The organism is Brevibacterium sp. XM4083, from assembly GCF_006489205.2.
Taxonomy (GTDB): Bacteria; Actinomycetota; Actinomycetes; order Actinomycetales; family Brevibacteriaceae; genus Brevibacterium.
In genome coordinates, this window is record NZ_VFYR02000004.1 from 266,358 (window position 1) to 283,737 (window position 17,380).

Consider the following 17,380-nt stretch of genomic DNA (forward strand, 5'->3'; position numbering starts at 1 on the left):
TCAGCCTTCCTCTGTGGAGTCCGAATTCGCCGCGGCGATCGGTTTGGTGAAGGGGAAGAGAATGGTTTCGCGAATCCCCAGACCGGTGAGCGCCATGAGCAGGCGGTCGAGGCCCATGCCCATTCCTCCGGTCGGGGGCATGCCGTGTTCCATCGCGGTGAGGAACTCCTCGTCGAGGCCCATGGCCTCATCGTCACCGCGGGCGGCGTCGGCGGCCTGGGCTTCGAAGCGCTGCCGCTGGATGACGGGGTCGACGAGCTCGGAGTACCCGGTCGCCAGTTCGAAGCCGCGGACGTAGAGGTCCCACTTCTCGACGACGCCGGGCTTGTCGCGGTGTTCGCGCACGAGCGGTGAGGTGTCGACGGGGAAGTCGGTGACGAAGGTCGGCGCCCAGAGCTTGTCCTTGTAGAAGTGCTCCCACAGCTCCTCGACGTACTTGCCGTGCGAGCGGAAGACTCCGCCCAGGTCGACGTCGTGGTCCTCAGCGATCTTCTCGAGCTCGTCGATGCCGGTCAGCGGCGTGACCTCGACACCGGATTCGGCCGAGAGCGTCTCGTACATGCTCACGACCGCCCAGTCACCGCCGAAGTCGTAGTCGGTGCCGTCGTCGAGGGTGACGAGCAGCGAACCCGTGGCGTCCTGGGCCGCGTTCTGGACGAGCGTCTTCGTCAGCTCCGCGATCGAATGGTAGTCCCCGTAGGACTGGTAGGCCTCGAGCATCGCGAACTCCGGTGAGTGCGTCGAGTCGGCGCCTTCGTTGCGGAAGTTCCGGTTGATCTCGAAGACGTTGTCGATGCCGCCGACGATGGCGCGCTTGAGGAAGAGCTCGGGGGCGATGCGCAGGTACATGTCGATGTCGTAGGCGTTCATGTGCGTCTTGAACGGGCGGGCCGCCGCTCCCCCGTGCATGACCTGGAGCATCGGCGTCTCGATCTCGATGAAGTCCTGGTCGGCGAACGTCCGGCGCAGCGAGGCCATCACCGCGGCGCGGGTGCGCATCGTCGTCCGTGCGGCCTCCCGCGTGATGAGGTCGAGGTAGCGCTGGCGCACGCGGGTGTCCTCGGCGAGTTCCGTGTGCAGGCCCGGCAGCGGGCGGAGGGCCTTCGACGCCATCTGCCATTCATCGGCGAGCACGGAGAGCTCTCCGCGCTTGGACTTGATGACCTTGCCGTGGAGGAAGAGGAAGTCGCCGAGGTCGACGTCGGCTTTGAAGTCGGCCAGGCGCTCCTCGCCGACCTCGCGCAGGGAGAGCATCCCCTGCAGGCGGGTGCCGTCACCGGCCTGCAGAGTGACGAAGGCGAGCTTGCCGGTGGTGCGGACGAAGACGACGCGGCCGACGACGCCGACGACGTCGTCGGTCTCATCACCGGCGTCGAGGTTGGGGTGGGCAGCGTGCACCTGCGCGAGAGTGTGCGTGCGGGGCACGGAGACGGGGTAGGCCTCGGTGTCCGAGTCCAGCATCCGCTGCCGCTTGTCCTTGCGGATCCTGATCTGTTCGGGATCGAGGTGTTCCGGTGCGGACTCAGCGGTGTCAGGGGTGATCGACTCAGTTTCTGCCATGCTCTCAAGGCTACCGCGCCAGCACCCCGCGGGGGAATTCGCGCAACCGTCCTGAGGCCCCCGCCACACCGCTGCCCGACGGCCGTCCCGGCAGCTCGGCCCGCCCCTGTCGGGTCAGCCGAGGAGGGCGAGGATCTCCTGTGCCTGCGCCTCGGTGATCCGCCCCATGGCGAGCGCCTTCGCCGTCGTCGACCGGGCGAGTGCGATGTAGCTGTCGCGGGTGCCCGGATGGGACACGCTGAGGCTGTATTCGCTCAGGGCCGCCAGGTGCGCGGCGAGCGTCCCGACGTCGCCGCGGGCGACCGGCCCGGTCAGCGCCTTCGCCCCGTTCTGCAGGGTGTTGGCGACACTCGCGTCGACGAGTGCGGTGAGCACCCGCGAGGGGTCCTCGACACCGGCTTCGGTGAGCATCTCGAGGGCTTCGGCGATGATCGTGATCGAGTGGTTCGACGCGTGCGTGATGGCGGCGTGGTAGAGCGGCCGGTCCGCCTCGGCGATCTCGATCGGTTCGGCGCCCATCTCGACGACGAGGGCCTCACCGACCGGCCGGATCGGTCCGGGTGCGGTGACGGCGACGGTGGCCTGCCGCAGGCGTGGGAGGTCGACGGCGGTGCCGGTGAACGACAGGGACGGGTGCAGGGCGATCGGCAGCGCCCCGACGCCGGTCGCCGGTTCGAGGATGTCCGTGCCGTAGCGTCCGGAGACGTGGACGACGATCTGCCCGGCGTGGATCCGGCCGAGGGCAGCCAGGCCGGAGACGAGCGAGCCGATCTCGTCATCGGGCACGGCGAGCAGGAGCAGTTCGGCGCGTTCGGCGATCTGGTCGGGAGGGAGGACGGGCACGCCGGGCAGCATGTCCTCGGCGCGTTCGAGGCTGGCCGCCGAGGTGGCGCTGACCCCGATGATCGCGTGTCCGGCCGCCCGCCAGGCGGCTCCGATGACGGCGCCGACTCGGCCGGCGCCGATGATGCCGATCCCCAAGCGCGGGGCGTCAGGGGGCGGTGCGGTCATGCGTCGATCCCCTGTCCGGTGCGGCGCTGTTCGTCGAAGCGCTCACGCGCCAGCCGGGTGCGTTCAGCGTGCTCGTCGAAGAAGCGGCGGGCCGCCTCGGCGTCCTGGTGGGCGACCTGCGGGGTGATCGGCCCCGCGGTCGAGTGCACCGCCACCGAGGCGAGACCGAGTGCGCGCAGGAGCGGACCCTGCCGGTACTCCATCGACTGGACGCGTTCGTGCGGGACGAAGTCGACGCGCCGCTCGAGGCGGCCGAGGCGGATGATGAGGAGGGCCTCGGTGAGGGCGTACGCCCGTCGCTTCCATACGAGCGGGTCGATGAACCGGGAGGAGCGCGGCTGAGGGCGGAAGGCCTCTTCGGCGCGCGCGGCCTGCGGGTCGGGCGAGTCGGTGTCGTACATCGCCGAGAGGGTGAGGCTGCGGGCGCTGACCCCGTCGTCGACCTGCGGGGCGGGCAGGGCGAGGCCGATCATCGTCAGCGCCTGGTCGATGTCGCCGACGGGCAGCAGCAGGTTCGATTCGCCCTTGTCGCCGGCGCTGGCGATGTTGTATTCGGCCTTCCACCACCCGCCGATGCGCCACAGCAGCGGCTGGTGCAGGCACACGGCCTGCACGCGGTCGAGGGGGATGACCTTCCGCGAGGTCGAGACGAGACCGTGGCTGACGGCGAGTCCCGAGTCGGTGAGGCGGACGACGAAGTTCGCGTTGTCGAGGTCCTTCTTCACCGAGGCGAACGCCGCGATGCCGGCCGGCAGGACGCCGAAGATCATCGGCACCGCCGCCTCCCGGAACCCGAGAGCGAAGAGCACGATGGTGGCGATGACCACGGCGACGACGACGAGAACTCCGATGAGGAAGTCCGTTTTGAGCAGCGAGGAGAGGATGACCCGGTGGACGGGGACTCTGATGATCTCGCCCTCTTCGGACAGCCGCGGCGAGACGCCGTAGGGGGCGAGCATGTCGTTGAGGCTGTCCTCGGCCTCCTCCAGGGCCTCCCCCGCATACCTGCTCAGGCGCTTGCTCAACCGCACACCGATGCTGTCACCGGCGCGTTCGGGGGCGCTGAGATCGACCGTCGGCTCGCCCGGACCCTGGCCCGCGCCGAGGCTGTCGACCGTGCCGTCCTCACCTGTCCAGGCCGCTGGACCGTCCAGGGCCTCTGCACCGCCGGCAGCGCCGGCAGCGGCACCGCCGGCGGCACCCGCCGTTCGGCCGCCCTGCTTGACCTCGCGGACCGCGGCGAGGAGCTCATCGCGCAGGGCGTCGGCCTTCTTCCGGCTCAGGTACTTCAGCGACACGTTCGCGCCCTTGCCCCCGGCGACGTCGAAGACGAGCTCGGCGAGTCCGAGGAGGCGGGGAACGAGCTTCTGCTGGAGGTCGATCGACTGGACCCGGTCGAGGCGGGCCTTGCGCAGCTTCTTCGCGAGCAGGCCGGAGCGGGCATAGATCGCCTCGGCGTCAACGCGGTAGCCCATGACCCGCCAGGCGAGCCAGCTGTAGACACCGGCGACGGCGAGGACGAGGAGGACCCCGCCGAGGCCGGCGAGGATGACGAGCGGATGCGCGCCGAGCCAGCCGGCCAGCGACAGGTCGACGCCGTCACCGGCGGCGAGGTCGCTGAGCGCCTGCTGGATGAAGTTCTGCCCGACGTATCCGGCGACGACGAAGAGGACGACGATGACGCCGAGGCTCTCGAGGACCGGGGTGAGCGGATGGACCCGATGCCAGACCTCCGGGGCGGCTGCCTCGGCGAGGGCGGGCTGCGACCCCGGCTGGGACGGACCTGCCGGCGGGGACGACCCCGGCTGGGACTGCCCGGTCTCCTCGGTGATGCCGTGGTCGGAGCTCATCGTCACAGCCCTGCCAGGTTCGCCTGTCCGCGACCGGCGAGGCTGTCGCGGAGACGGTCCGCGTCGGGGCGCGGCAGGCCGGGGATCGTCGCATCGGTGGCCGCCGAGGCGGTGTGGAGTTTGACGGTGGCCAGTCCGAACATCCGGTCGATGGGGCCGGAGTCGACGTCGACGAACTGGAGGCGCCCGTAGGGCACGACGGTGGTGCGGCGGAACATGATGCCGCGGCGGATGAGGAGGTCGTCGTCACGTTCGGCGTACCCGATGACCTTCGCCTGCCGGTAGAGGACGACGAGGTAGACGACGGCCCAGATGAGGATCGCCGCCCAGAGCGGGTGCAGCCACCACTGGGACGGGAAGATCACGGCGAGGACGATCGCCGCGGCGAGCAGCGGGACGAAGAACGTCAGTGACGAGATCGTCTCCTTGCGCCAGTACTTGGGGCTGACTCGGGTGTAGATCGGGTCGGTCATGCGGCTTCGGCTCCTGGTGGGTCTTGGGGTGGAAGGGTGCAGAAGATCTCGACGATGATCCCGACGATCATCAGGGCCGCGGCGGCGAGCGCGGCGAAGAGCATGCCCGCGGCCAGGTCGTTGCGGATGCCCGGCGCCGAGAAGAAGAAGTACGCGGCGTTGCCGAGGTACCAGCCCGCCAGTCCGGCCCCGGTCAGGGCGCTCGCCTTGGCCATGACCGCCACGCGGGCGGCCCGGAGCGGGTCGATCTCGCGGGTCCGGTCGCCCTCGTTCCACCTCTTGATCGGGTAGCCGAGGACGAGGAGGACGACGGCGAGGATGAGCATGCCGATGATCGGCAGCCACGGCTGCCCGGGCAGTGCGAATCCCTGGTTCTCCAGCAGCACGTCGACGAGCACGCCGAGCACGACGCCGACGGTTGCCCAGATGACGAGCATGCCTGAGGAAGTTCGCTGCATGCTCCTCAGTCTTTCAGATGTCGGGCGTCTGCGGGGAGGAGACGCGGGTGATTTCCTGATCGTCGAGCGCAGCGATGACCTCGGCGATCGGCCTCGATCCGGTCGGGGTGTCGACCATCGCGCCGGGGTCCGTCTCCGCCCACGGGACGAGGACGAAGGCCCGTTCGTGGGCGCGCGGGTGCGGCAGGGAAAGCGTCGGGGTCGCGGTGCGAAGCGCCCCGGCCTCGGTGGTGACGCTGATGAGGTCGATGTCGAGGGTCCGCGGTCCCCACCGCAGCTCCCGGGTCCGGCCGGCGGCGACCTCGATGCCCTGGGCCACCCCGAGGAGCTGGTCGACCGGCAGGGTGGTCTCGATGAGGACGCCGAGGTTGAGGAAGTCGTTCTGCTCGACCCCGCCCCACGGTGCGGTCCGGTAGAGCGAGGACCGCTTCGTCACCGTGATCGCCGGGTGGCGGTCGAGAGCGGCGACGGCGTCGTCGAGGGTGGCCGCGGCATCGCCGAGGTTGGCCCCGAGGCTGAGGACGGCGACCGCGGCCGGTGCCTCGGCGGAGCCGGCGTCCCCGCGGTGCCGGTCGACGGTGACGGTGACATCGGCGAAGGTCCGCTCGATCGGGGCGCTCGGTTTGTGGACGACGACCTCGACATGGTCGGTCAGGGTCAGGCAGTGGTCGGCGATCGCCTCGGCGAGGGTCTCGATGAGGTCGAAGGTGGTGCCTTCGACGATGCCGGCGACCGCCTCGGCGAGGTCGCCGTAGTGGATGGTGTCGGCGATGTCATCGGTGCCTGCGGCTGCGGCCGTCGACGTGTGGAGGACGACGTCGACGACGAAGTCCTGGCCCTCGCGCTTCTCGAAGTCGAAGACGCCGTGGTTGCCGCGCACCGTCAGGCCGCGCAGCTCGATCCGGTCCGGCTGTCCGCTCATGCCCGGCCGGGCTTCCACAGGGAGGTGCCCGGGGCCGCGTGGTCGGCGATGGCCGCCGCCACCTTACAGGCCAGCGCCGAGGCGGCCGGGTCGTGGACGCGCACCGCCCAGGCTCCCGCCTGCGCGGCGAACGCCGAGATCACGGCTGTGGCCTGGTCCTTCGCCGCTTCCTCGGCCCGCGCCGGATCCTCGGGTGAGACGAGGGAGGAGATGAAGCGCTTGCGGCTCGCGGCGACGAGGAGGCGCTGGTCGAACGCGGAGAATGCCTCGAGCCCGGCGAGGATCTGCCAGTTGTGGTCGGCGTTCTTCGAGAAGCCCAGGCCCGGATCGACGATGATCGCGTCCGGGTCGATGCCGACGGCCACGGCCGCGTCGATGCGCTCGCGCAGCTCGGCGACCACCTCGGCGAGGACGTCGTCGTAGTGGAACGTCGCATCCGCACGGTCGAGATGGCCGCGCCAGTGCATGAGGACGATCGGGACGCCGGAGTCCGCGGCGACGGTGAGCATGCCGGGATCCGACAGGCCCGCCGAGACGTCGTTGATGATGTGCGCCCCGGCCTCGATGGCCGCCGACGCCACCGCGGCCCGCATCGTATCGACGCTGATGAGCACGCCGGCGTCGGCGAGTTCACGGACGACGGGCACGACCCGGCGCAGCTCCTCGTCCTCGTCGACGCGGACGGCTCCGGGGCGGGTCGATTCCCCGCCGACGTCGATGATGTCCGCGCCCGCGGTCGTCAGCGCGAGCCCGTGGGCGATCGCCTTGGCGTGGTCGAAGTAGCGGCCGCCGTCGGAGAACGAATCGGGTGTGACGTTGAGGACGCCCATGATCTGCGTGCGCGCCGGATCCCCGAGGGCAGGCGGCCGCCCCGCGGCAGGGGTCGGGTCGACGGTCATCGCTCAGCCTCGCAGGATGAGGCTCATCGCCTCCGCCCGGGATGCCGGTTCGCGCAGCTGACCGCGCACCGCTGAGGTGATCGTCGAGGCGCCGGGCTTGCGGACCCCGCGCATCGTCATGCACAGGTGCTCGGCCTCGACGACGACGATCGCGCCCTGCGGTTCGAGGTGGGTCATCAGGGCATCGGCGATCTGCGCGGTCAGCCGCTCCTGGACCTGCGGGCGGCGGGCGTAGACCTCGACGAGGCGGGCGAGCTTCGACAGCCCGGTGACCTTGCCGTTCTTCGCCGGGATGTAGCCGACGTGGGCGACGCCGTGGAACGGCACGAGGTGGTGTTCGCACATCGAGTAGAGGTCGATGTCGCGGACGAGGACCATCTCCTCGTGGCTGATGTCGAACGTCACGGAGAGGATCTCGGCCGGGTCGTGGTGGAGGCCGGCGAAGAACTCCTCGTACGCGCGGGCCACCCTCGCCGGGGTCTCGATGAGACCGTCGCGGTCGGGGTCCTCCCCGACGGCGAAGAGGATCTCCCGGACTGCCGCGGCGATGCGCTCATGGTCGACCGTGGGCTTGCCCGCGGTCGTCTCGCCGAGGTCGTCGAACACGTAATCGGTCATCAGCGCTGGCCTCCCGGTTCGTCCCCGGGCAGACCGGAGCTCGGTCCTGCCGGACCGGTGGGTCCGGCGGGCCCGACCGGACCGTTGGGGTCACGGGGTCCCGGCGGATTGTGCGGCACGTCGGGGCCGTGGGTGCCGGTCGGTCCGGCACCGGGCAGGTCCGTCGTGTCGGGACCCGGGCCGCCGGAGTGGCCGGTGCCGTCCTCGTCCCCGTGCTGCTCGTCGTCGTTGCCGCGACCGCCCTGCGGGGCGGGAGGCACGATCGGTCCGCGGTCGGAGACCGGGCGCTCGTCGTTGGCCAGCCACACCTCGCGGCGGGGCCGTTTGAGGACGGGGGCGAAGATCTCCTCGAGGGCGGCCTGGTCGAGCGTTTCGCGCTCGAGCAGCTGGTAGGCCAGGGCGTCGAGGATGTCGCGGTTGTGGGTGAGCACCCAGTACGCATCGGCGTGCGCGGTGTCGATGAGCGCGCGCACCTCCTTGTCGATGGCCGACAGCGTCGAATCGCCGTACTCATCGCCGGCGCCGTAGCCGCGCCCGGCGAAGGGCTCGGACTGGTCGTCGCCGATCTTGACCATGCCGAGCTTCTCGCTCATGCCGTACTGCGTGACCATCTTCCGGGCGATGTTCGTCGCCTTCTCGATGTCGTTGCTCGCCCCGGTCGTCGGATCGTGGAACACGACCTCCTCGGCGACGCGTCCGCCCATCGCGTAGGCGAGCTGGTCGAGGAGTTCGTTGCGGGTCGTCGAGTACTTGTCCTCGCTCGGCAGCACCATTGTGTAGCCCAGGGCGCGGCCGCGGGGCAGGATCGTCACCTTCGTCACCGGGTCGGTGTTGTTCATCGCCGCGGCGACGAGAGCGTGGCCGCCCTCGTGGTAGGCGGTGACGAGGCGCTCCTTGTCGTTCATCAGGCGCGTGCGCTTCTGCGGTCCGGCGATGACGCGGTCGATCGCCTCGTCGAGGATGCGGTTGTCGATGACCTTCGCGTTCTCACGCGCGGTGAGCAGGGCCGCCTCGTTGAGGACGTTGGCGAGGTCGGCGCCGGAGAACCCGGGAGTGCGCTTGGCGATCTGGCCGAGGTCGACGTCGGGGGCCAGCGGCTTGTCCTTCGCGTGGACCTCGAGGATGCGCTTGCGGCCCTTCATGTCCGGGGCCTCGACCGGGATCTGCCGGTCGAAGCGGCCGGGGCGCAGCAGCGCCGGGTCGAGGACGTCGGGCCGGTTGGTCGCGGCGATGAGGATGACGTTGGTCTTGACGTCGAAGCCGTCCATCTCGACGAGGAGCTGGTTGAGCGTCTGCTCGCGCTCGTCGTGACCGCCGCCCATGCCGGCCCCGCGCTGGCGGCCGACGGCGTCGATCTCGTCGATGAAGATGATGCAGGGGGCGTTCGCCTTCGCCTGTTCGAAGAGGTCGCGCACGCGGGAGGCGCCGACGCCGACGTACATCTCGACGAAGTCGGAGCCGGAGATCGAGTAGAACGGCACGCCCGCCTCACCGGCGACGGCCTTCGCGAGCAGGGTCTTGCCGGTGCCCGGCTGACCGTAGAGGAGGACGCCCTTGGGGATCTTCGCCCCGACGGCCTTGAACTTCTCGGGTTCGGCGAGGAATTCCTTGATCTCCTCGAGCTCTTCGAGCGCCTCATCGACCCCGGCGACGTCCTTGAACGTGACGTCCGGATTCTCCTTGTTGACGAGCTTGGCCTTCGACTTGCCGAAGTTCATCATCTTCCCGCCGCTCATCTGCGAGATGAGGAACCAGAAGACGACGAAGATGATGACGAACGGAATGAGGGTGCCCAGCAGCGACATCAGCCAGCTCTGCTGCGGCACCTCGTCGGTGTAGCCCTGAGGGGGGTTCGCCTCGGTGACGGCCTCGACGATCTGGTCGCCGCGCTGTTCGACGTAGTAGAACTGGACCTTCTTGCCGTATTCCTGGCCGTCGACGGTGAGGTCCTCTTTGAGGGTGAGGTCGACGCGCTGGTCGCGGTCGACGATCTTGGCCTGTTCGACCTTGTCGTCGGCCAGCAGTTGGAGTCCCTGCTCGGTGTCGATCTGGCTGAAGCCCACACGGCTGAAGAGGAGCGCTCCGATGGACACCACGAGGAGCGCCATGACGATCCAGATCAAGGGACCTCTCGTCGCCTTGTTGAGCAGTGGACGTCGCTTTTTGGACTCGGCCATAGATCCTCTCAGGATTTCAGTCTGGGCAGCCCGTGCAGGCTGCCGCGGCTGCCTGGGAGCATCCCCCACAGCCTAGTACGTACCAGTGGCATAGCGGGAATCAGAGAGGTTTTGTTCCTCGGCGGAAGCAAATTCCAGGCAACGCGCGGTGGGCGCTCAGCTCAACGCCGCTCAGCTGTAGACGTGCTGAGCCAGAGTCGCGACGAACGGGACGTTGCGGTACTTCTCCGCGTAGTCGAGTCCGTAGCCGATGACGAACTCGTTGGGGACGTCGAAGCCGACGTATTTGACGTCGATGTCGACCTTGACGGCTTCGGGTTTGCGCAGCATCGTGCAGATCTCGACGTCGGCGGCCCCGCGGGAGCGCAGGTTCTGCACGAGCCAGGACAGGGTGAGCCCGGAGTCGATGATGTCCTCGACGATGAGCACGTGGCGGCCGGTGAGGTCGGTGTCGAGGTCCTTGAGGATCCGCACGACACCGGAGGACTTCGTGCCCGAGCCGTAGGAGGAGACGGCCATCCAGTCCATCGTCACCGGCGAGTGCAGGGCCCGGGCGAGGTCGGCCATGACCATGACCGCGCCTTTGAGGACGCCGACGAGGAGGATGTCCTTGTCCTTGTAGTCTTCATCGATGGCGGCGGCCAGTTCAACGAGTCGGGCGGCTATCTGTTCTTCCGAGACGAGCACTTCTTCGATGTCATTGCCGAGATCGTTGATGTCCACTGGTGTCGATTCTCCTCGTGTGGGGTGGCTGTGACTCCATTATGGGCGACGGGGCCGCCGCGGAGCCACCCGCGCGGTCACTGGGTCAGCTCGTCGTCGACGGTGCCCGGTGCCGCGGAGAGACAGCCGGTGACGCCCATGAGCACGGAGACGGCGATCATGAGGATGAGCGGCAGGGTCCAGGCGCCGCTGAGGCCGAGCAGGCCGCCGACGGCGAGCGGGCCGAGGGCGGCGAGCACATAGCCCGAGGACTGGACGAATGCCGAGGTGCGGGCGGTGACCGAGACGTCGCGGGTGCGGCTGGTGATGAGGGCCAGGGCGGCGGGGAATGCGAATCCGCCGTAGGACAGCAGGACCGCCCAGAGCACCGGCGCCGAGGCGGGGGCGAGGAGGAGGCCCGTGTAGCCGGCGACGGCGCTGAGGGCGAAGGAGACGAGGAAGGCGCGGGGGGCGATGCCGCGCATGATGATCTGCGGGGCGAGGAAGCCGCCGGGCAGGCCGCCGAGGGTGACGATCGTGAGCATGACGCCTGCGGCGACGGGGTCGAGTCCGGCATCCCGGTAGATCTGCGGCAGCCACCCGAACTGGACGTAGGCGTTGACGGACTGGAGGCCGAAGAACATCGCCATGTACCGCGCCTTCGCGGTCATGTGGATGTGCCGCCGCGGTGCCGGTGTCGCGCTGTGCTCGGTTCCGGGGCGGCGGAAGACGGGCACGGAGCCGAGGACGCGCAGCACGATCCATGTGATCAGTGCGGTGAGCGGCACGAGCACCCAGGCGCCGAGGCCGACCCGCCAGTCATCGAAGTGCTCGGTCAGGGGTGCGGTGAGGAGGGCGGGGAACATCGCCCCGAGGCCGAGTGAGACGGTGAACGCGGTCGCACCGAGGTGGGCCCGATGCGGGAAGCGGGTCTTGACGAAGACGGGGAGGATGACGTTGCCGAGCGACATCCCGGCCAGGGCGGCGATCGTCAGGGCGGCGAACGCCACCCACGAGTCGACGAGGACGCGGGCGCCGATGCCGCCGGCGATGAGCACGCAGGCGACCGTCAGCGAGGCGAAGAGGCCGACGCGCCGCAGCAGCGGGACGGCGAGGAAGCCGCAGACGGCGAAGATGAGACCGGGCAGGGCGGTGAGCAGCCCGGTCTGCCATTCGGCGAGACCGAAGGCGGTCTGGACCTCGGCGAGGACGGGGCCGAGTGAGGAGGCCGCGGGACGCAGCGAGGAGGCGATGAGGACGAGGCAGATGACGGCGAGCACGTCGAGGCCGGGGCCCATCCGAGGGCCCGTGGCATTCGCGGTCCCGGGAGTCGTGCTCATGCGGTCATCCTCTCAGACGGTGCTCCGTCATTCGTCGGGCTCTCACCCCTCGGGCGCTCACCCCTCAGGCTCGGGGCGGCGGGGTGAGCGGCTGGGTGGGCAGCCGCCCGGACAATGGTATACCGTTTGAGTCGAGGGCTCCGACCGGGCCCGCAGCTCATCGTCTCCCACCCGCAGAGAGCGCTCTTCGACCATCGGAGAGCAGAGAGAAAGCCGAGGCAGCCCATGGCCACCACGTTCACCGATGTCCGCCTCTTTCCGCGCTGTCCGGACGAGGCGGCCGTCGACGTCGTCGTCGCCGACGGTCGGATCGCGGCGATCCCCCCGGCCGGCGAGGCGGGTGCCGGAACCGGCGAGACGGGCGCGGCAGGCTCCGCCGAGGTCGTCGAGGGGCGCGGACGGGTGCTGCTGCCGGGTCTCGGCGATGTCCATGCGCACCTCGATTCGAACCGCCTCGGGCAGACCTTCCGTCCGCACACCGCCGACGGCACGCTGCACGGCTTCATCATGAACGACCGCGCGAACTGGCGCAGCGGCGAACGGTCGGTGCGCGACCAGGCGAGCTTCGCGATCGCCGCGATCATCGCTTCGGGCGGGTCGCGGATCCGCTCGCACACGCAGATCGACTCCGACACCGGGCTCGAGCGCTTCACCGGGGTCCGCGATGCCCTCGCCGCTCACGCCGACGTCCTCGATTCGCAGATCGTCGCGTTCCCGCAGGCGGGCATCGTGCGGGAGAAGGGCGTCCGCGACCTTCTCGACGCGGCCCTGTCCGAGGGCGCTGATCTCGTCGGCGGCCTCGACCCCGTCCAGTACGATCGCGATCCGAAGACGCATCTCGACATCGTCTTCGCTCTCGCCGAGAAGCACGGCAAGGGCGTCGACATCCACCTCCACGAGGGCGGCACGGCCGGTGTCTTCTCGTTCGAGGAGATCGCGCACCGGACGCAGACGCTCGGCTTGCAGGGGCAGGTGACGATCTCGCATGCCTTCGCCCTCAACACGAACCCCGAACCCGTCGTCCGTCGCCTCGCCGAAATCCTCGCCGAGGCGGGCATCTCCGTGACGACCGTGGCCCCGCAGAAGGGCAGCCTGCCGCAGGACATCCTCGGTGAGCAGCGGGTGGCGATCGGCCTCGGCGAGGACGGGCAGCGCGACTACTGGAGTCCCTACGGTGACGGTGACCTGCTGCGACGGACGTGGCAGCTGGCGTTCACCAACGGCTTCCGCCGCGATGAGGACATCGAGCACTGCCTCGACATCGCCTCCCGCGGAGGTGCCCAGGTGATGGCCGGGACGCGCCCCGACGGCACTGCGCTCACCGACGATGCCGTCCACGGCCTCGGTGTCGGGGCGCCTGCCGACTTCCTGCTCCTCGACGCGGACACAGTCACCTCGGCGATCATGGACTGCCCGCTCGAACGCGACGTCTACAAGGGTGGGACACTCGTCGCCTCCGGCGGTGAGCTCCTCGGCGGCGTCCGCTGACGGCGCCCCTCTCCAGTGGCGTCCGCTGACGCTACCCCTCCCCTACCGCCACCTTGAGCGTCACGCACAACCCGTGCACGCGGCGGATTCGCGACTCAGCGGAGTGCATGGTGGCGGGTGGACGTCCGAGCTCTATGACTCCGGGTGCTTGGCGGCGAAGCCGAAGCGCACGGTGCCGTGGCTGACGACGACCTCGGTGTCGCCCGGGAAGGACAGACGGCGAACCCGACCCGTTCCCTCATCCTCCCTGATGAGCGCCATGAGATCGCGGATGCGGGTCGAACCGAAGGACTGTGCGGGCACTCCGAGTGAGAGCAGCCACCCGCGCAGCACGCGGGAGAGGATCGCCTCGGGATGGTCGCCGAGGCGGTCGAGCGGAACCTCGGACGCGCCCCGGATCTCGGCGAGGACGTCCGCGGCGGCCGCGTCGAGGACGTCCGCGTCGGCGCGGCAGAGCTCAGCCGTCCGGGCGAGATTGTCGGTGACCGGCTGACCGAGCTCGGCCTCGAGCACGGCGAGCAGACCGCGCACCCGCACCCTGGCGAATGCGGCATCGGCATTCATCGGATCGTGCCAGACGGCGATACCCTGCGCCCGGCATGCGGCTTCGGTCGCGGCCCGGTCGATGTCGAGCAGGGGGCGCAGCACAGGCCCGGACCGCACCGCCATGCCGGCCAGCGACCGGGTGCCCGAACCGCGGAGCAGCCCGAGCAGCACCGTCTCGGCCTGGTCGCTGCGGGTGTGGGCGGTGAGGATCCAGTCCGCCTCATGCGCTGCCAGGGCGGTCTCGAGCGCGGCATAGCGGGCGTCTCGTGCCGCGGCTTCGATGCCGTCGGCGCCGTGCGTGACGGTGACGGGCGCGATCGTCGCGGGCACACCCCAGGACTCAGCGGTGGCCGCCACGGTCGCGGCCACCTCGGCGGATTCCGCCTGCAGACCGTGGTCGACGGTGACGGCGAGCGCCTCGACCTCGCCGCGGCGGTGGAGGAACGCGCACGCGTGGAGCAGCGCCATCGAATCGGCGCCGCCGGAGACCGCGACGATGAGACGCGGCACAGCTGACGATTGCGGTTCCCCGGAAGCGAGCGTGGACTCACGTGACTCCCCGCCCGCTTGAGATCGCCCCCGATCCCCCGCGTCTGCCAGCGTCACGCGGACGGCGGCGCGGATCGCGGCACTCGCCGGATCGAGCGTCGGTCGGCGCCCCGCCTCAGCCACGGCGCCGCGCTCCCGTCCGTCGCATGCCGTCGCTCACCCGTGGACGCGGTCGAGCCACAGCCGCGGCGTCTGGATCTCCGGGGCCGTGGGCAGGTTCTCCGCGCTCGCGTAGACCGCGCCGAACCCGGACTGGCCGACCGCGGCCCGGACCTCGCGGACGAACTTCGCCCCGTCGCGGTACTGCGCGAGCTTGAGGTTCATCCCCAGCAGATTCGAGAGGAACCCGCCCTGTCCGGCGTCCCGGCGCGCCTCGAACCGGCGGCGCAGCTTGCGCACGCTGGGGATGACGCCGATGCCGACCTCGTCCATGACGACGTCCGCATGACCTTCGAGCAGGCTGAGGATTGCCGAGGCATCGGTGAGCGCCGTCTTCATCCCCTCGTTCGTGATGAGGTCGACCATGCTCGCCTGACCGCGGATGATGCGTCCGAAGGTGGCGAACACCTCGGCGACGGTCGACCATCCCGGAGTCGAGAGCGGGGTCGAGACGAACTGCGAGAGCAGCCCGCGCATGTGCTCGCGCAGCCACGGCGCGGTGGCGAACTGGACCTGGTGGGTGGCTTCGTGGAGGGCGACCCACATCCGGAAGTCCCGGGGGTCGACCTTCATCGCCTCCTCCGCGATGAGCACCGACGGGGCGATGAACATCAGTCGCCCGGATTCCCGGGCGAAGGGGTCGAACTGGCCGAGCACGCGCGTCGAGAGCAGGGAGAGGACACCGGCCACCTCGACGGCGGCTGCCCGCTGCGAGGCGGGACCGGGGACGCCCGGCAGGGCGGAGACGTCGACCATCCCGTTGAGTGATTCGGCGTTCGCCTTGATCCAGCCGACCTGGTCGAGGACGAGCACGGACCCTGCCGCCAGCCGGGTGCGGACGTCGTCGGCGTGGTCAGGGGCCAGCAGGAACGAATCGACGACGAGGTCCTGCGCGGTGAGCGCATTGTCCTTCATCCCGGCGACGAGCTCCTCAAGCGTGCTCGCCGCCGGCGGTTTCGGAGCGGAGACGACCTCGCGGGCCGTGCGGACGGTGAAGTTCTCGTCGATGATCATGAGCACCCGCAATCGGCCAGCGCGGACACGGCGTCGTCGACGGTCTTGCGGGCCTCGAGGATCTTCGCCCGGTCGACGCCGTCGATCTGGAACGAGAACACGAGGTAGCGGCCGTCGGCGTCGAGGACTCCCCCGGCCAGCGAAGTCACCGTCGACAGGGTCCCCGTCTTCGCGTGCACGGCGCCCGCGGCGTTGGGGTCGTCGCCGAACCGGTCGGTGAGCGTGCCGGTCAGCCCGCCGACGGGAAAGTAGCTGATGAGGCTTGAGAGCGAGTCCTCGGCGACGACCGAGGCCTGGAGGACCGTCGTGAGGTCGTGCGGGCTGATCCGGTTGCCGTAGTCGAGTCCCGAGGTGTCGTAGAGCTGCGTCTGCCCGAGGTCGACGGTGTCCTCGAGGGCGGCGATGACGGCCTTCGGTCCGTTCTCGAGGCTGCCGGGCATGCCCTGGGCGATCGCGACCTCGTTGCCGAGCACCTCGGCGACGACATTGTCACTGTGGACGAGGGCGTACTCGACGATCTCGGAGATCGTCGCCGATTCCACCGTCGCAAGCGTCGCGGGCCCTTCCGAGCCCGCCGAGGTGTCCGTCGGGTCCGGTGTCGTCCCCGCAGTGTCCGCGGCGCCGGGGGCTGCCTGCTGATCGGTGACGGTGATCCCCGCGGTTTCGAGGGCGGTGCGGAACGCCGCGAGCGCATCGGCCGACGGGTTCTCGCTGCGACCGCGCCAGGCCGCGGACGGGTCCCCGACGTACCCGCTGTCGACCATGAGGGGCTGGATCGGGGTGATGACGCCCTTGGCGATGTCCGCCCGCTCCCAGCTCGGGTTGAAGTCGTTGCCCGGGTAGCGGCTCGTGTCCACGGCGAGCGCCACCTCGGTGACCTGCCGCTCCTTGAGCGCCGCCGCGGTCTCCTCCGCCAGGGTCTTCAGCCCCGCGTGGCCGTTGACGGCACCGGGCTGGGATTCGCCGGCACCGAGGAGGACGTCCCCACCGCCGACGAGCGTGACCGTCGACGTCGCCGGATCGAAGGCAGCCGTCGTCGACAGCCGCTGTTCACCGCCGATCGCGAGCAGCGCGGCGGAAGCGGTGAGCACCTTCGTCACCGAGGCCGGCGTCCGCGCCCGGTTCTCGTCGGTGGCGAAGAGCACCTGGTCAGTCAGGGCGTCGCGGACCTCGACGCCGAATCCCTTGACTTGCGAGTCGCCGAGGATGCGCTCGAGTTCGCTGCCGGCGCTCTGTGGGATCGGGGCGGAATCGGTGAGCGCCGAGGCGGGGGCGGGCACGTCCTGTCCGGCGGCGACCGGCTGCGGCAGCGGGTCGACCTCGATCGCCGGTTCCGTGGTGAGGAAGCCGGGGACGACGTCGGCGGCATCGGCGACTCCGTATCCGAGGGCACCGGCGAGGAGGACGCCTGCGGTGATGCCGGCGGCGAGCCGCTTGCCCGAGCGCTTCCGCTCACCGCGCGGACCCGAGCCGCTTGCCCCCGTCGACCCTGTCCCCGCCGAATCAGCACCTGCCGATCCGGACCCGGCTCGCGGTTCCTCCTCGGGCTGAGAGTCCTGCGGCGTCGTGGGGGTCAAACGCGGGCTCCTGTTCGTGTCGTCGGGCACGTCCTCC

Annotated in this window: 15 protein-coding genes; 1 reads left to right on the forward strand and 14 read right to left on the reverse strand. The window is 70.1% G+C overall.

Translation table 11 applies throughout. The features are described from left to right. The 11 genes from lysS to FJ887_RS13770 form a co-directional block, all read right to left on the reverse strand. Entirely contained in the window at positions 1-1,560 is a 1,560-nt protein-coding gene (gene lysS, locus FJ887_RS13720) for a lysine--tRNA ligase (RefSeq protein ID WP_137824890.1), read from the reverse strand. 114 nt (positions 1,561-1,674) lie between these two features. Then, the gene (locus FJ887_RS13725) at positions 1,675-2,571 is read right to left on the reverse strand and encodes a Rossmann-like and DUF2520 domain-containing protein (protein ID WP_137824889.1); all 897 of its coding nucleotides are present in this window, start codon (positions 2,569-2,571) and stop codon (positions 1,675-1,677) included. Then, positions 2,568-4,421, reverse strand: a complete 1,854-nt coding sequence (locus tag FJ887_RS13730) for a PH domain-containing protein (RefSeq protein ID WP_137824888.1) — start codon at positions 4,419-4,421, stop codon at positions 2,568-2,570. Before FJ887_RS13730 ends, FJ887_RS13725 begins: the two co-directional genes overlap by 4 nt. A 2-nt stretch (positions 4,422-4,423) precedes the next feature. Next, complete coding sequence (locus FJ887_RS13735) at positions 4,424-4,894, reverse strand: PH domain-containing protein (protein ID WP_137824887.1); 471 nt, start codon at positions 4,892-4,894, stop codon at positions 4,424-4,426. After that, positions 4,891-5,352, reverse strand: coding sequence for a DUF3180 domain-containing protein (locus FJ887_RS13740; RefSeq protein WP_137824886.1), 462 nt, complete (start codon positions 5,350-5,352; stop codon positions 4,891-4,893). The genes FJ887_RS13735 and FJ887_RS13740 overlap by 4 nt, the downstream gene beginning before the upstream one ends. Positions 5,353-5,365: 13 nt before the next feature. Beyond that, entirely contained in the window at positions 5,366-6,274 is a 909-nt protein-coding gene (gene folK, locus FJ887_RS13745; protein ID WP_137824885.1) for a 2-amino-4-hydroxy-6-hydroxymethyldihydropteridine diphosphokinase, read from the reverse strand. Next, the gene (folP, locus tag FJ887_RS13750) at positions 6,271-7,173 is read right to left on the reverse strand and encodes a dihydropteroate synthase (RefSeq protein ID WP_137824884.1); all 903 of its coding nucleotides are present in this window, start codon (positions 7,171-7,173) and stop codon (positions 6,271-6,273) included. The genes folK and folP overlap by 4 nt, the downstream gene beginning before the upstream one ends. Before the next feature lie 3 nt (positions 7,174-7,176). Beyond that, a complete protein-coding gene (gene folE, locus FJ887_RS13755) occupies positions 7,177-7,791 on the reverse strand; it encodes a GTP cyclohydrolase I FolE (RefSeq protein WP_137824883.1) in 615 nt (204 codons plus the stop codon). After that, positions 7,791-9,968, reverse strand: coding sequence for an ATP-dependent zinc metalloprotease FtsH (gene ftsH / locus FJ887_RS13760; RefSeq protein WP_137824882.1), 2,178 nt, complete (start codon positions 9,966-9,968; stop codon positions 7,791-7,793). The genes folE and ftsH overlap by 1 nt, the downstream gene beginning before the upstream one ends. A gap of 171 nt (positions 9,969-10,139) precedes the next feature. Then, positions 10,140-10,691 carry a hypoxanthine phosphoribosyltransferase gene (gene hpt / locus FJ887_RS13765; RefSeq protein ID WP_009380922.1) on the reverse strand — a complete coding sequence of 184 codons (552 nt, stop codon included), beginning with the start codon at positions 10,689-10,691 and terminating at the stop codon, positions 10,140-10,142. A gap of 77 nt (positions 10,692-10,768) precedes the next feature. Then, positions 10,769-12,010: an MFS transporter gene (locus tag FJ887_RS13770; RefSeq protein WP_137824881.1), complete on the reverse strand. Its 1,242-nt coding sequence runs from the start codon at positions 12,008-12,010 to the stop codon at positions 10,769-10,771. A 225-nt stretch (positions 12,011-12,235) separates the two neighbouring features. Here FJ887_RS13770 and FJ887_RS13775 point away from each other — a divergent pair, with 225 nt between their 5' ends. After that, complete coding sequence (locus tag FJ887_RS13775) at positions 12,236-13,498, forward strand: amidohydrolase family protein (RefSeq protein ID WP_137824880.1); 1,263 nt, start codon at positions 12,236-12,238, stop codon at positions 13,496-13,498. Positions 13,499-13,630: 132 nt separating this feature from the next. Here the strand turns inward: FJ887_RS13775 and tilS are convergent, their stop codons facing one another. The 3 genes from tilS to dacB form a co-directional block, all read right to left on the reverse strand. Then, on the reverse strand, positions 13,631-14,554 hold the full coding sequence (tilS, locus tag FJ887_RS13780) for a tRNA lysidine(34) synthetase TilS (protein ID WP_249356680.1): 924 nt from the start codon (positions 14,552-14,554) through the stop codon (positions 13,631-13,633). A gap of 195 nt (positions 14,555-14,749) precedes the next feature. Next, positions 14,750-15,766, reverse strand: a complete 1,017-nt coding sequence (locus FJ887_RS13785) for an Rv3626c family coenzyme F420 biosynthesis-associated protein (protein WP_137824878.1) — start codon at positions 15,764-15,766, stop codon at positions 14,750-14,752. Then, entirely contained in the window at positions 15,763-17,343 is a 1,581-nt protein-coding gene (dacB, locus tag FJ887_RS13790) for a D-alanyl-D-alanine carboxypeptidase/D-alanyl-D-alanine endopeptidase (RefSeq protein ID WP_249356679.1), read from the reverse strand. Before dacB ends, FJ887_RS13785 begins: the two co-directional genes overlap by 4 nt. Positions 17,344-17,380 lie beyond the last annotated feature (37 nt).

Excerpts from the sequence above, each read along its gene's own strand:
- FJ887_RS13735 (WP_137824887.1), bottom strand. The coding sequence starts at position 4,894 with ATGACCGACCCGATCTACACCCGAGTCAGCCCCAAGTACTGGCGCAAG.
- folK (WP_137824885.1), bottom strand. The coding sequence starts at position 6,274 with ATGAGCGGACAGCCGGACCGGATCGAGCTGCGCGGCCTGACGGTGCGC.
- FJ887_RS13725 (WP_137824889.1), bottom strand. The coding sequence starts at position 2,571 with ATGACCGCACCGCCCCCTGACGCCCCGCGCTTGGGGATCGGCATCATC.
- FJ887_RS13770 (WP_137824881.1), bottom strand. The coding sequence starts at position 12,010 with ATGAGCACGACTCCCGGGACCGCGAATGCCACGGGCCCTCGGATGGGC.
- FJ887_RS13785 (WP_137824878.1), bottom strand. The coding sequence starts at position 15,766 with ATGATCATCGACGAGAACTTCACCGTCCGCACGGCCCGCGAGGTCGTC.
- folE (WP_137824883.1), bottom strand. The coding sequence starts at position 7,791 with ATGACCGATTACGTGTTCGACGACCTCGGCGAGACGACCGCGGGCAAG.
- folP (WP_137824884.1), bottom strand. The coding sequence starts at position 7,173 with ATGACCGTCGACCCGACCCCTGCCGCGGGGCGGCCGCCTGCCCTCGGG.
- FJ887_RS13740 (WP_137824886.1), bottom strand. The coding sequence starts at position 5,352 with ATGCAGCGAACTTCCTCAGGCATGCTCGTCATCTGGGCAACCGTCGGC.
- FJ887_RS13730 (WP_137824888.1), bottom strand. The coding sequence starts at position 4,421 with ATGAGCTCCGACCACGGCATCACCGAGGAGACCGGGCAGTCCCAGCCG.
- lysS (WP_137824890.1), bottom strand. The coding sequence starts at position 1,560 with ATGGCAGAAACTGAGTCGATCACCCCTGACACCGCTGAGTCCGCACCG.
- ftsH (WP_137824882.1), bottom strand. The coding sequence starts at position 9,968 with ATGGCCGAGTCCAAAAAGCGACGTCCACTGCTCAACAAGGCGACGAGA.
- FJ887_RS13775 (WP_137824880.1), top strand. The coding sequence starts at position 12,236 with ATGGCCACCACGTTCACCGATGTCCGCCTCTTTCCGCGCTGTCCGGAC.